This window comes from Streptomyces sp. NPDC086077 (assembly GCF_040686175.1).
In the GTDB taxonomy this organism is placed as follows: domain Bacteria; phylum Actinomycetota; class Actinomycetes; order Streptomycetales; family Streptomycetaceae; genus Streptomyces.
On sequence record NZ_JBFBJT010000181.1, the window covers coordinates 1 to 12,637 of the forward strand.

Below are 12,637 nucleotides of genomic sequence, written 5' to 3' on the forward strand. Positions count from 1 at the left end.
CGGGCTTCCACGCCATCGGCGACGCCGCCGTGACCACCGTCGTCGAGGGCGTGCGCGCCGCCGCCGAGAAGCTCGGCCTCGCCCGTGTCCGTGCCGCCCGGCACCGCGTCGAACACGCCGAGATGCTCACCCCCGACACCATCGCCGCCTTCGCCGAACTGGGCCTCACCGCCTCCGTCCAGCCCGCCTTCGACGCGCTGTGGGGCGGCACGGACGGCATGTACGCCCAGCGCCTCGGCGGGGAACGCGCCGGCCTGCTCAACCCCTTCGCGGCGCTGCTGCGCGCCGGCGTGCCGCTCGCGTTCGGCTCCGACAGCCCGGTCACGCCCCTCGATCCGTGGGGCACCGTCCGTGCCGCCGCCTTCCACCGCACGCCCGCGCACCGGGTCTCGGTGCGCGCCGCCTTCACGGCGCACACCCGGGGCGGCTGGCGGGCCGTCGGACGCGACGACGCGGGCGTACTGGTGCCGGGCGCTCCCGCGGACTACGCCGTTTGGCGCACCGGCGAGCTCGTCGTGCAGGCGCCCGACGACCGGGTCGCACGCTGGTCGACCGACCCGCGCTCCGGTACCCCCGGGCTGCCCGACCTGACCCCCGGCTACGACCTGCCCGTCTGCCTGCGCACCGTGGTGGGCGGCCGGACCGTGTTCGTGCGGCCGAGCGAGTGATCTCCCGGGGTGGCGCGACGGGGATCGGTGCCACGACCGGTGTCCAACGACCTGCGTATCCACCGGGCCGACCTGTGGTCGGTGAGAAGACCCGCAGGTCGTACGGCTATTGACAGGCGGCGGCCCGGGGCGGGTAGGTTCGGCCGAGTCCACCACGGGACGCCCGACCGGGCATCGTTCGCACACTCGTCGCGGCGCCGCTGGGTCAGGGACGGTGTACCGCACCGGGGCACCGTCACTGGGAGCCAGGCACAGTGACCGCGCCACGGCGGGGGAACGTTCCGGCCAGGTCGGCACGGTGTGACCCGGATGGGGCCCGGGCGCTCAGTAGACAACGGCTTCAGGTCGATCCGCAGCCAGCGGGTCCCAGGTCGGCCCGAAGGGCGCCGGGCCCCCATCCGCTGGTATCGGCCCGCATAGAGGGCCAAACGACCATCCTTACCCCACTCGCTCGGATTCGACACCACCCTGGGAACGTCCTATCGCGTCGGTGCAGGCGGCGGCCACTATGGTGGAGCTCTGCGGACTGACTTGAAGGGGCAGCAGTGAACGACGGCGAGGGGAACCGCGCGGCAGAGGCCCAGGGGAGGCGCTTCGGCCCGCTCGGCGCGGCCTTGGTGATCATTCCGACCTACAACGAGGCGGAGAACATCAAGACCATCGTCAGCCGGGTGCGGGAGGCGGTTCCCGAGGCCCACGTGCTCGTGGCCGACGACAACAGCCCCGACGGCACCGGCAAGGTCGCCGACGAGCTGGCAGCCGGTGACGAGCAGGTCCACGTGCTGCACCGCAAGGGCAAGGAGGGGCTCGGCGCCGCCTACCTCGCGGGCTTCCGCTGGGGCATGGAGCACGACTTCGGCGTCCTGATCGAGATGGACGCCGACGGCTCCCACCAGCCCGAGGAGCTCCCCCGGCTGCTCATTGCGCTGAAGGGGGCCGACCTGGTGCTCGGCTCCCGCTGGGTGCCCGGCGGGCGGGTCGTGAACTGGCCCAAGTCGCGCGAGTTCATCTCCCGCGGCGGCAGTCTGTACTCGCGCGTGCTGCTGGACGTCCCGATCCGGGACGTGACCGGCGGCTACCGCGCCTTCCGCCGGGAGACCCTGGAGAGCCTCGGTCTCGAAGAGGTCGCCTCCCAGGGCTACTGCTTCCAGGTCGACCTCGCCCGCCGCGCCATCAAGGCCGGCTACCACGTCGTCGAGGTCCCGATCACCTTCGTCGAACGCGAACTCGGGGACTCCAAGATGAGCCGCGACATCCTGGTCGAGGCCCTGTGGCGGGTCACGACGTGGGGCGTGGGCGAGCGGGTCACCAAGCTGATGGGCAAGGGCGGGGCAGGGTCTTCGCCGTCGTAGGGCGCTCGCCGGCCGGCGTTTATCCCGTGCTGAGCGGGTGCCAGGCACACTGGGGGCATGACGACTGGCGCATCGAACGCTCCCTACTCCGCACGGCCCCGGCGCTCGCGGCTGCGTACGCTCCTGCCGCTGGGCGTCGCCGCGTGGCTGGTGCTGGAGATCTGGCTGCTGACCGTGATCGCGGGCGCGGCGGGTGGGTTCACGGTGCTCCTGCTGCTGGTCGCCGGATTCATGCTCGGCGCGGTGGTCATGAAGCGGGCGGGGCGGCGTGCCTTCCAGAACCTGAACGAGGCGCTGCAGCGGGGCGCACCGCCGTCCAGCGGCGGTGGCAGCGGCCTGATGATGCTCGGCGGCCTGCTCCTGATGCTGCCCGGCCTGGTCTCGGACGCGGCCGGTCTGCTCCTGCTGCTCCCGCCCATCCAGAAGGCCGTCGGCCGCTACGCGGAGCGCACGGTGGACCGCAAGCTCCGGGGCGCCGACCCGGGTAGTTTGGGCGACGCCTTTCAGCAGGCCCGCATGCGCCGCCCGGACGGCAAGGTCGTGCAGGGTGAGGTCATCAGGGACGAGCCGGGCGACGCTCCCCAGGAGCCGCGCCCGCCGCTGAACCGCTGAGGCAGGCCCGGGCGCGTTCGGCCGCCCGAGCGCCTGAGCCGGGGGTCCGCCTGACGTCGGTCCGACGGCCGAACGGGGACCGTTGGGTCCGGTCGATGGCCGGGACCGGCTCGACCGGTGGGCCCGGCTGGGCCTCGCTGACCGGTTGCGGCCGGCAGAGCCGAACGTGTCCCGCCTACCCACCCGACTTACTTGGCGGAGCGCCGCTCGGTCCGCAGGCACCAAAGACTGCCGTGGGCGCACGCGAGCAGCAAGAAACGACCGCGGGCGCCGTACGCACACTCACGTACGGCGCCCGCGGTCAATTGGGGTGCTTTGTGAAACCCCGCCGAAGCCGCGTGGGAACTACGCGGACTTGCGGCTGTCTCGGGGGTGCACCGCGATGTTCATGGCGCCGGAGCGCAGAACGGCGAGACGCTCTTCGAGGACCTCTTCGAGCTCCTCACGTGTGCGCCGCTCCATCAGCATGTCCCAATGCGTACGCGCCGGCTTGGCCTTCTTCTCCTCCGGGCCGTCGCCATCCACGAGGAGTGCCTGGGCCCCGCAGACCTTGCACTCCCACTCCGGCGGGATCTCCGCCTCGACCGAGAAGGGCATCTCGAACCGGTGCCCCTTCTCGCATGCGTACTCCACGGCCTGGCGCGGGGCCAGGTCGATGCCGCGGTCCGTCTCGTAGCTGGTCACCACGAGGCGCGTGCCGCGAAGAGCTCGCTCACTCATGAATCGTGCCTCCCGGGCTTGTCGCCCACAGGACAGGTGTCGCTGTCGTCGTCATCCGGTCAACGTCCGGTCGGCGGTAAAGATTCCCGTTCGGAAGCCCGTTCCGGGTCATGCGTCGCCGTCGTAGCCGCCCATGTTGTACCCACCAGCGCCCGGTTTGTCACATCTGACAGCAGATGTCACCCAGCGTTTCGGCATCTTTGACGCGCAGTAACGGTACGCCTGGCAGGCCAAACGCGTACACTACAGCCCTTTCGCCGTCAGTGCTAAATCCGTTCGGGGACCGGGTTCCCCGCATCCGCGACGGCACGCCGCACCGGCACTCTCGCGAGCAGCACGAAGCCCAGCACGAAGAACGCCACCAGCGAGATGATCGCGTCCCGGTAGCTCCCGGTCAGCTGATAGGTGAGACCGAACAGCAGCGGGCCCAGCCAGCTCATCCCGCGGTCGCTCAGCTCGTATGCCGAGAAGTACTCGGCCTCCTTGCCCGGAGGGACCAGATGGGAGAAGAGCGAACGCGACAAGGCCTGACTGCCGCCGAGGACGAGCCCGATCCCCGCTGCCAGTACGAAGAACCACACCGGCTCCCCGGCGGGCAGGAAGTACCCGGCGGCCAGGATCACCGTCCAGGCGATCAGCGAGCCGAGGACGGTGTGCTTGGAGCCGTACCGCCGGGCGAGGCGGCCCAGCCCCAGGGCGCCGAACACCGCGAGTACCTGGACCAGCAGGACCGCGCCGATGAGCGTCGACTGACCGAGGCCCAGTTCCTTCGAGCCGTAGACCGACGCCTGGGTGATCACCGTCTGGATGCCGTCGTTGTAGACGAGATACGCCAGCAGAAAGGACAGCGTGAGCGGGTGGCGGCGCATGTCGCGGACCGTCGCCACGAGTTGCCGCCAGCCGGTGACCGCCGACTCGCGCGAGGGGGAGCGGCGGTCGCGCAGCCGCCGTAGCGGGATCAGCGCGAACGCGCCCCACCACAGACCGGCCGAGGCAAGGCAGATGCGCACGGCCATGCTCTCCGAGAGCCCGAAACTGTCGTGGGCGAGGTAGAGGACCAGGTTGACGACCAGGACCAGCGCGCCCGCCGCGTAGCCGAAGGCCCACCCGCGCGAGGAGACCGCGTCACGCTCCTCCGGCGGGGCGATCTGCGGCAGATAGGAGTTGTAGAGCATCATCGCCACCGACTGGGCGGCGTTCGCGATGATCAGCAGCGCGCCGCCGAGCAGGTACCGGTCGCCGTCCAGCAGGAACATGCCCGCCGTGGCCGCGGCCCCGAGGTAGGCGGCCGCGCCCAGGAGGGGCTTCTTGCGGCCGGTGCGGTCGGCGGCGGCGCCCACCAGGGGCATCACCAGCACGGCCACGATCACCGACAGGGACACCGAGTACGCGAAGAAGGAACCGGCGCGCACCGGGATGCCCAGCGGATGGACGAAGCCCTCCGCGTCCGCGGCCGACTCGGCCACCGACGTCAGATAGGGGCCCAGGAACACGGTGAGCACGCTCGTCGAGTAGACGGAGCACGCCCAGTCGTAGAAGTACCAGCCGTGCTGCTCGCGTCGCCGTCCGGCCGCGTCGTCCGCCGCCGGTGTCCGCACGGTCTCGGTGCCCACCCGTGCCCTCGCTTCCCCGTGAAGTGCCGTGCGCGGGACGCGGTCCGGGGCGTCAGACCCAGCCGCCCCGGTCCTCCATGACCTTGCGCAACGTGTCGATGTGATCGGTCATGATGCCATCGACGCCGAGGTCCAGGAGCCGGTGCATCCGCTCCGCCTCGTTGATCGTCCAGACATGCACCTGCAACCCGTGCGCATGGGCGGCGCGGACGAACCGCTGGTCCACCACCTGGATGCCGGACTGCGTCTCGGGCACCTGGGCGGCGACCGCGGAACGGCGCAGCGCGGCCGGGACGCCCCAGGAGCGCAGCCGCAGGTTGAGCACCCCGCGCGTGCCGTACGAGGTCGCCAGGCGCGGCCCTGCCAGGCGCTGGGCGCGCACCACGCGGGCCTCGGAGAACGAGCCGACGCAGATCCGGTCCCAGGCGTCGGTGCGGCCGACCAGCTCCAGGAAGGGATGGAGGGCCGACTCGGCCTTGAGGTCGACGTTCCAGCGGACCTCGGGGAAGGTCTCCAGCAGGTCCTCGAAGAGCGGCACCGGCTCGCTGCCCGCCACCCGCGCCTGCCGTACCTCGTCCCAGGGCAGGTCGGCGATCCGGCCCGCCCCGTCGGTCACCCGGTCCAGCGTCGCGTCGTGGAAGGCGACGACCCGCCCGTCCCGTGTGACGTGGACGTCGGTCTCGATGTACCGGTAGCCCATCTCCACCGCGCGCCGGAACTGCAGCGTGGTGTTCTCCAGGCCGTCCGCGGCACCGCCCCGGTGGGCGAAGGCGATAGGGCCGGGGTGGTCGAGATAGGGATGGCGTATGCGCGTGCTCACGGACGCAGTATGGCGCGCCGGGGTTGACCGGTGGCAAAGCCGGTACTGCCGCCGGATGCCGAGGGGGCGGCGAACACGTCGGCGCACGGGACGGTACGTCGGCACGGGACCGTCGGGACGGACCCCTGTTGGATCCAGTGGCCCGGCGCGTGGCACCCTGTGGCATGGGGAGGGACGCAACCAGGAGCCAATTCGGGGAAGGTGGACTGATCGTCATGGGGCAGTGGACCTCGGCGGTGGGTGCGGCACAGCTGGCCCGCCAGCTCCAGTCGCAGCAGGACCGTCCCGCGGGCCCGGGCTCGCGCCGGCCGCCCGCCTATCGCGCGCTCGCGGACGGCGTCCGGCTGCTGGTGCTGGAAGGGCGGGTGCCGGTCGCCGCGCGACTGCCCGCCGAACGGGAGCTCGCGCTCGCCCTGTCCGTCAGTCGTACGACGGTCGCCGCCGCCTACGAGGCACTGCGCGCCGAGGGGTTCCTGGAGTCCCGGCGCGGCGCGGGCAGTTGGACCGCCGTACCGGCCGGGAACCCGCTCCCCGCGCGCGGTCTTGAGCCGCTGCCGCCCGAGGCGCTCGGCTCGATGATCGACCTCGGCTGCGCGGCACTGCCCGCGCCCGAACCCTGGCTCACCCGTGCCGTCCAGGGCGCCCTGGGGGAGCTCCCCCCGTACGCGCACACGCACGGGGACTATCCGGCCGGGCTGCCCGCGCTGCGCTCGATGCTCGCCGAGCGCTACACCGCGCGCGGGATCCCCACCATGCCGGAACAGATCATGGTGACCACCGGCGCGATGGGCGCCATCGACGCCATCTGCCATCTCTTCGCCGGCCGTGGTGAGCGCATCGCCGTCGAGTCGCCGTCGTATGCCAACATCCTGCAGTTGATGCGGGAGGCGGGCGCCCGGCTGGTGCCCGTGGCGATGGCCGAGGGGCTCACCGGGTGGGACGTGGTCCGCTGGCGGCAGGTGCTGCGGGACGCCGCGCCGCGCATCGCCTACGTCGTCGCCGACTTCCACAACCCGACCGGCGCGCTGGCCGACGAGGACCAGCGCCGGCAACTCGTCGAGGCGGCCCGCTCGGCGGGGACCGTGATCGTCGCCGACGAGACGATGAACGAGCTGTGGGTGGACCCCGACGTGGAGATGCCACGCGCGGTGTGCGCCTTCGACCCGGCCGGGTCGACCGTCATCACCGTCGGCTCCGCAAGCAAGGCCTTCTGGGCCGGGATGCGCATCGGCTGGGTGCGGGCCGCCCCCGACGTCATCCGCAGCCTGGTCGCGGCGCGCGCGTACGCCGATCTGGGCACGCCGGTGCTGGAGCAGCTCGCCGTGCACTGGCTGTTCGGCACCGGCGGCTGGGAGCAGGCCGTGGAGCTGCGGCGCGAGCAGGCGCGGGACAACCGCGACGCCCTGGTCGCGGCGGTACGCAGGGAGCTGCCCGACTGGGAGTTCGAGGTCCCGCAGGGCGGGCTCACGCTGTGGGTGCGCACGGGAGGGCTGTCGGGCTCGCGCCTCGCGGAGGCGGGGGAGCGGGTCGGGGTACGGGTGCCGTCCGGTCCCCGGTTCGGTGTCGACGGGGCCTTCGAGGGGTATGTGCGGCTGCCGTTCACCGTCGGAGGCGCGGTGGCCGAGGAGGCGGCGGTACGCCTGGCCGCGGCGGCTCGCCTGGTGAGGAGCGGCGGGACGGTGGGGGCGGAGGCGCCGCGGACGTTCGTGGCGTAGGCGCGCAGCAGGCCCTGACGTCCTGGCCGCCGCGGGCGCCCGGGCATGGCTGCCGCGGCGGCTTGGTCAGACTGGGTCAGGAGCTCTCCGCCACCGCTGCCTCCACCGGGACCGGCTCCGGTTCCGGTGGTGTCGGGACCCGCTCCGGGGCCGCGTCCGCCGGAGTCGTGCGGGGCGGGAGCAGGTCCAGGACCGCCTGGCGATGGGCGTCGCTGGTTGCGTCGTCGTACGGGTCGGGGGTCGCCGGGACCTGGAGGCGCAGGACCGCGCCCGTACCCAGGCGGGCGTAGCCGCGGCCGGCAGGGACATGCGCGACCGGGGTGGTGTGCGGGGGCGCGCCCAGGATGGTCGTGAGCTGTTCCCGGGTGGCGGGGCCGAGGACCACCCGCGCGCGGGTGTGCTGCCGTACCGGGTCGCTCAGGGTGTCCAGGCTGTCGAGCTGTTCGGCGACCACCACCGTGACGTTCGCGGCGCGGCCGTGCCGGAGCGGTACCTGGAGCAGTGACTGCGGGTCCTTGTAACCGTCCGAGGCGGCGACGTGGGCGAGCGCCGCCGGACGGTCCAGCAGGATCCACAGCGGCCGCTTGGTGTCTTCCGGCGCCGGGTGACCCGCCTGACGCGCGCGGTTGACGGTGATCAGCCGCCGTTCCGTCTCGGTCGCGGCCCACTCCAGGCTCGCCAGCGCCCCGGCCAGCGCGCACTCGACGGCGAGGACACCGTCCCGCCCGATCAGGCAGGCGTACTCGCCGGTGCCGCCGCCGTCGACGACGAGGACATCGCCGTACTGCAGGGCCTGGAGTGCCACTGAGCGCAGCAGGGTCGAGGTGCCGCTGCCCGGCTGGCCGGTGACCAGCAGGTGCGGCTCCGTGGAGCGGATGCCCGTGCGCCACACCACGGGCGGCACGTCGCGCTGCTCCACGCCGCGGACCAGCGGCAGCGTGCGCTGGACCTCGCTCGCGTCGGTGAAACCGAGGACCGTCTCCCCGGGCGCCGTCACGAAGCGCTGGGCGGCGATGTCGCCGGGCAGCGGCGCGAGGACCGTGACCGTGAGCTGGTTGCCCTCCTCGTCCCACATGAAGTGGTACTCGCGGTCGCGGCCCGCCTTGGCCGTCAGCAGATGCTCGACACGCGCGCGTGCCTGAGTCTCGCTGTCCGGGAAGTACGCCGGGTACCGCACCTCCAGATGCGCGATCCGGCCGGCGCCGTCGAACTCGTACTCCGGGAAGACCTTCTCCCACTCCCCGCCGTGGGCGTACAGGGGTGCGGGGTCCTCGGCCACGGAGAAGCTGGGGACCAGTGCCTCGTACAGGGACTGGAGGCGTTGCGTCTGGGTCTCGTCGGGCCCCTCGGGGGCCGGGGGCGTGCGGTCGCGCCCTTGCCAGGCTGCCGCCGCCATCAGGGCGATGGCGGCGAGCAGCGGACCGTACGGCGCGAGCGCCACGGCGAGGATCACCGAGGCCACCAGGAAGAGCAGATGGCCGCGCTTGTCCTTGGGCGTCTCCGCCCACTTGCGCCGTCCGGCCGCCGCCAGCCGGCGCAGCCCCCGGGCGATGGTGATCAGCGGGTGGAGGACGTCGGTGGCGCTGTCGGCCGCCGTCCGGGCCAGCTCCCGGCTCCGGGCCAGCTGCGCGCCGCCGTTGCTCAGAATGCGGGGAAGTGGGCGCCGTGCCACTGCTGTCTCCTGGAGGTGCGTGCCGACGGGACGGTGGGGCCGGACGGCCGGGGTGTCAGAACTTGATGCCGCCCAGGAGACCCGCCAGGCTCTCGCCGCCCGCCTTGATGCTCGGCGCGATGGCCGTGCTCGCGAGGTAGAAGCCGAACAGGGCCGCGATGCATGCATGGGACGCCTTGAGTCCGTCTCTGCGGAAGAAGATGAAGACGAGGATGCCGAGCAGGACGACGCCTGAGATGGACAGAATCATGAGGTCTCCTGGTGTCGAGGGGGACAGTCACCATGAGTACTTCCCTGTTCACAGGATGTATCTATACGATAAAAGGTGCAACTGGGTGAAATGCGGTTGATATCGTCCGTACGGCGGACCTGCGCCGCCTCGGGGGCGCCCGGGGCTTGCGCCCGGCGGGTGTATTGGTGATCTTTGCCTCGGGCATGGCCCGTCATGTCCCCGCGCACCCAGTACGCTGGCGATTCACCCAGAGGGCCCAGCGGTGCGGTCAGCTGTGGTTCGTACGCGTGCGTAGTGAGAGGTGGTCCGGCCGATGACCGAAGCCCCCGACCCCGAGGTCGTGGAGCTCGCGACCAAGATCTTCGATCTGGCCCGGCAGGGGCAGACCGAGGCACTCGTGGCGTACGTCGACGCGGGCGTTCCGGTCAACCTCACCAACGACCGCGGCGACTCCCTCGTGATGCTCGCCGCCTACCACGGCCACGCCACCACGGTGCGGGAGCTGCTGGCCCGCGGCGCCGAGGCGGACCGCGTCAACGACCGGGGGCAGACGCCCCTCGCCGGGGCGGTCTTCAAGGGTGAGCAAGAAGTGATCAAGGTTCTGCTGAAGGGCGGCGCCGATCCGGCGGCGGGCACCCCGTCGGCCGTCGACACCGCCCGGATGTTCGGCAAGGCGGAGCTGCTGGAACTGTTCGGCGCACGCTGAGACAGCAACCCGGCCACGCGGAACAGGCCCGCCGGCCGGGCAGGACACGGAAAACGGGGGAGGCGGTACCTGGCCGCCGGAAATATCGGTCGCGGCATCGAGAAGTGCCGGGTCATCATGACGTCGTGATTCACGGACGCGATGGCCGGGCAGGTGTTGCCGCACCGCGCGGGCCGTGATGCGGCCCGCATGGGCCACCGACGAGAGGCAGAGGAAGATGGTCTACAGCAAGCAGAAGACGGCGGGCGCCCCGACGTGTTGTCACGCGGCCAGGTAGAGCAGGTTCCCCGGTTGCGTCGACGCTTGATGTGAGGCTGTTTCCCATGTTCGATCCGGTCATAGCGCCCAGCGGTACGCTGCTCGGCCTGCTCCAGCGGGGCCGCGGCGACGGCACACTGCACGCGCTCACCGCCCCCCGCCCCGAGGCACTCGCGGCCCTGAACCACTGTGTGCTGCGTGATCCCCGCCACGACTGGCAGGTGGAGAACCGCTCCCTGTACTACGCCCGCCTCTACCTCGACCTGAACGGCGAGCTGGACGCGATCGAGGCGCATCTCTTCGACCCCGAGGACATCGTCGACGGCGACGAGTCCCGCACCGGGCTCGCCCTCGCCGTCCTCGGCCACCTGGCCTCCTACGGCAGGCGCGACGCGCTCGTCCTGCTGCGCAGGTACGCCGCCCAGGGCTCCAACTGGGCCTGGGCCCTGGACGAACTCGCCCTGCGCGACGACGACGCCGGGCTGCGCGCCCTGGCCGTGCCCGTGCTGGCCCGCTTCCCGGCCGACGCCGAGGGCGAGGCCGAGCTGGCCGCCGCCGTGCGGGACGCCTTCGAGCCGCGGCCCTGGCGACTGTGGGCCGAGGACCCGCGCGCGTCGATCGGGACGCGCGTGCGCGCCGCCCAGGAAACCGGCTGCTTCGACCGCTGGCAGCGGCAGATGCGACCGACCGGGCCCCGTCCGGGGTGGAGCGTGCGGGCCGTGTTCGAGTGGGCCCAGCAGGGCATCGACCGCGGCGTCGCGTTGCACGTCCCCGCCGCCCGCTGTCTTTCGGCCGTCGCGGGCCCCGAGGACCGGGCCGAGATCGTCCGGGCCGCCCAGGACGGCGGCGATGGTGCCCGCTGCACCGCGCTGCGCTATCTCGCCGACAGCGACGACCCCGACGTCCTCGACCTGGTCGAGGCGGCCGTGGTCACCGGCACGGCACCGGTCGTCGAGGCCGCCGTCGAGGCCTTCGAACGGATGCGCAGTGTGGCCGCCGTCGACCGGGCCCGCGGCTGGGCCCGCCGCCCCGATCCGCTGGGCGCCGCCGCCGGACGCGTGCTCGCCTGCCGGGGCGGCGCAAAGGACAGCGACCTGGTCCTCGGCGCGATCCGGGAGGCCGTGCGGGGCGAAGGCCCCGACGCGCCGACCCTGTGGACCCTCGTGGACGGCGCCGGACGGCTCGGCATCGACTGCGCCGCACCTGTTTTGCGCCACGTCTACCGCGAGACCGGCTCGTCCCATCTGCGCGGCAGGGCCGCCCGTGCCCTCGCCGCCACCGACCCCTCCTTCCCCTCAGGTTTCGGCGTCGAGTGTCTCTGGGACTGTGAGGAGACCACCCGGGAGCTAGCCGCCCGGCACGCCGAGACCGGAGACACCCGCGTCGTCGAGCAACTGCGCCGGCTCGCCTCCGACCCCGCCGAGGAGGCGGAGGTCCAGACCGCGGTACGCAGCCGGATCGGCCCCGAAGCCATGTGAGCGCCGCCCATCCCCCACGCCGGATGACAGGGGGTCGTCGTACCCGCCGGGTGAACGGCAGTCGACCCGGAGGTCAGCGGTGTGTGGCCGCGGGCTGACGCGCTTGGGTGCGCAGCGCAACGCTCATGGATCGTTCCCCGTCCGGAAAGATCGACGTTGACGCGGCCACGTCCAGCGTGGCGACAACAGCCCTATGCGTGTCGTCATCGTGACCGAATCCTTTCCCCCCGACGTGAACGGCGTGGCCCACTGCGCGCTCCAGACCGCCCGACACCTCGTCGATCGCGGTCACGCACCCATCGTCGTCGCCCCGGCCCCCGCTCCCGGGAACAAGGCAGACGCTCTGGCGCCGTGCCCCGTCGTCCACGTCCCGTCCCTTCCGCTCCCCGGCTATCCCCAGGTCCGGGTCGCGCTGCCCAGCCGGCGCCTGGCCGCCGCGCTGATCACCCACCAGCCCGACATCGTGCATCTGGCCAGCCCCTTCGTCCTCGGCGTCCGCGGCATGGCCGCCGCGGCCCGGCTCGGCCTCCCCGCCGTCGCCGTCTACCAGACCGACCTGGCCGGATACGCCCGCACCTACATGGGCGCCGGTGAGGCGGCCGCCTGGCGGCGCATCCGTTCCGTGCACGCCGCCGCCGACCGCACCCTCGCCCCCTCCAGCGCCTCCCAGGGTGATCTGGAGACCCACGGCGTGCCCCGGGCGGCCTTGCGCGGGTCGACACCCAGACGGAAGGCGACCTCGACGGTGCCGTCGAACTTGGTCGTGGAGGTCTCCTTGGCGAGACGGACGG

General features: G+C 72.5%; 11 protein-coding genes and 2 pseudogenes. 7 read left to right on the forward strand and 6 right to left on the reverse strand.

The annotated features are described in order from the left end of the window. From AB0O67_RS32910 to fxsA, 3 genes are all read left to right on the forward strand, one after another. Window positions 1-668 (forward strand): amidohydrolase family protein (locus tag AB0O67_RS32910; RefSeq protein WP_365458245.1); only part of this gene is annotated, 668 nt, incomplete at its 5' end. Between the two features lie 545 nt (window positions 669-1,213). Beyond that, on the forward strand, window positions 1,214-2,020 hold the full coding sequence (locus AB0O67_RS32915; RefSeq protein ID WP_365458248.1) for a polyprenol monophosphomannose synthase: 807 nt from the start codon (window positions 1,214-1,216) through the stop codon (window positions 2,018-2,020). A gap of 57 nt (window positions 2,021-2,077) precedes the next feature. Next, window positions 2,078-2,632 carry an FxsA family membrane protein gene (gene fxsA, locus AB0O67_RS32920; protein WP_365458251.1) on the forward strand — a complete coding sequence of 185 codons (555 nt, stop codon included), beginning with the start codon at window positions 2,078-2,080 and terminating at the stop codon, window positions 2,630-2,632. Between the two features lie 345 nt (window positions 2,633-2,977). Here the strand turns inward: fxsA and AB0O67_RS32925 are convergent, their stop codons facing one another. The 3 genes from AB0O67_RS32925 to AB0O67_RS32935 all read right to left on the reverse strand — a co-directional run bounded on the left by AB0O67_RS32925 (window position 2,978) and on the right by AB0O67_RS32935 (window position 5,785). Then, on the reverse strand, window positions 2,978-3,352 hold the full coding sequence (locus AB0O67_RS32925; RefSeq protein WP_003977404.1) for an RNA polymerase-binding protein RbpA: 375 nt from the start codon (window positions 3,350-3,352) through the stop codon (window positions 2,978-2,980). 266 nt (window positions 3,353-3,618) lie between these two features. Beyond that, window positions 3,619-4,965, reverse strand: a complete 1,347-nt coding sequence (locus AB0O67_RS32930; RefSeq protein WP_365458254.1) for an MFS transporter — start codon at window positions 4,963-4,965, stop codon at window positions 3,619-3,621. 52 nt (window positions 4,966-5,017) lie between these two features. Next, complete coding sequence (locus tag AB0O67_RS32935; protein ID WP_365458257.1) at window positions 5,018-5,785, reverse strand: glycerophosphodiester phosphodiesterase; 768 nt, start codon at window positions 5,783-5,785, stop codon at window positions 5,018-5,020. Window positions 5,786-6,000: 215 nt separating this feature from the next. On the opposite strand from AB0O67_RS32935, the gene AB0O67_RS32940 reads away from it, so the two are divergent. Then, window positions 6,001-7,500, forward strand: coding sequence for a PLP-dependent aminotransferase family protein (locus AB0O67_RS32940; RefSeq protein ID WP_365458260.1), 1,500 nt, complete (start codon window positions 6,001-6,003; stop codon window positions 7,498-7,500). A gap of 76 nt (window positions 7,501-7,576) precedes the next feature. Here AB0O67_RS32940 and AB0O67_RS32945 read toward each other — a convergent pair whose 3' ends face one another. Together AB0O67_RS32945 and AB0O67_RS32950 are read right to left on the reverse strand one after the other, a co-directional pair. Further along, on the reverse strand, window positions 7,577-9,172 hold the full coding sequence (locus AB0O67_RS32945) for a hypothetical protein (protein ID WP_365458263.1): 1,596 nt from the start codon (window positions 9,170-9,172) through the stop codon (window positions 7,577-7,579). A gap of 55 nt (window positions 9,173-9,227) precedes the next feature. Beyond that, complete coding sequence (locus AB0O67_RS32950; RefSeq protein WP_365458266.1) at window positions 9,228-9,422, reverse strand: hypothetical protein; 195 nt, start codon at window positions 9,420-9,422, stop codon at window positions 9,228-9,230. Between the two features lie 295 nt (window positions 9,423-9,717). Here AB0O67_RS32950 and AB0O67_RS32955 point away from each other — a divergent pair, with 295 nt between their 5' ends. The 3 genes and pseudogenes from AB0O67_RS32955 to AB0O67_RS32965 all read left to right on the forward strand — a co-directional run. Further along, window positions 9,718-10,110: an ankyrin repeat domain-containing protein gene (locus AB0O67_RS32955; RefSeq protein WP_365458269.1), complete on the forward strand. Its 393-nt coding sequence runs from the start codon at window positions 9,718-9,720 to the stop codon at window positions 10,108-10,110. A gap of 323 nt (window positions 10,111-10,433) precedes the next feature. Continuing rightward, window positions 10,434-11,846 (forward strand): HEAT repeat domain-containing protein, encoded by a 1,413-nt coding sequence (locus AB0O67_RS32960; RefSeq protein ID WP_365458272.1) that lies wholly within the window; start codon window positions 10,434-10,436, stop codon window positions 11,844-11,846. Window positions 11,847-12,039: 193 nt separating this feature from the next. Then, window positions 12,040-12,546 (forward strand): annotated as a pseudogene (locus AB0O67_RS32965) (glycosyltransferase); the annotation flags it as partial. 2 nt (window positions 12,547-12,548) lie between these two features. On the opposite strand, the pseudogene AB0O67_RS32970 reads toward AB0O67_RS32965, so the two are convergent. Beyond that, window positions 12,549-12,637 (reverse strand): annotated as a pseudogene (locus AB0O67_RS32970) (50S ribosomal protein L1); the annotation flags it as partial.

Coding starts and splice junctions, on each gene's coding strand:
- fxsA (WP_365458251.1), top strand. CDS start 2,078: ATGACGACTGGCGCATCGAACGCTCCCTACTCCGCACGGCCCCGGCGC.
- AB0O67_RS32925 (WP_003977404.1), bottom strand. CDS start 3,352: ATGAGTGAGCGAGCTCTTCGCGGCACGCGCCTCGTGGTGACCAGCTAC.
- AB0O67_RS32940 (WP_365458260.1), top strand. CDS start 6,001: ATGGGGCAGTGGACCTCGGCGGTGGGTGCGGCACAGCTGGCCCGCCAG.
- AB0O67_RS32950 (WP_365458266.1), bottom strand. CDS start 9,422: ATGATTCTGTCCATCTCAGGCGTCGTCCTGCTCGGCATCCTCGTCTTC.
- AB0O67_RS32955 (WP_365458269.1), top strand. CDS start 9,718: ATGACCGAAGCCCCCGACCCCGAGGTCGTGGAGCTCGCGACCAAGATC.
- AB0O67_RS32960 (WP_365458272.1), top strand. CDS start 10,434: ATGTTCGATCCGGTCATAGCGCCCAGCGGTACGCTGCTCGGCCTGCTC.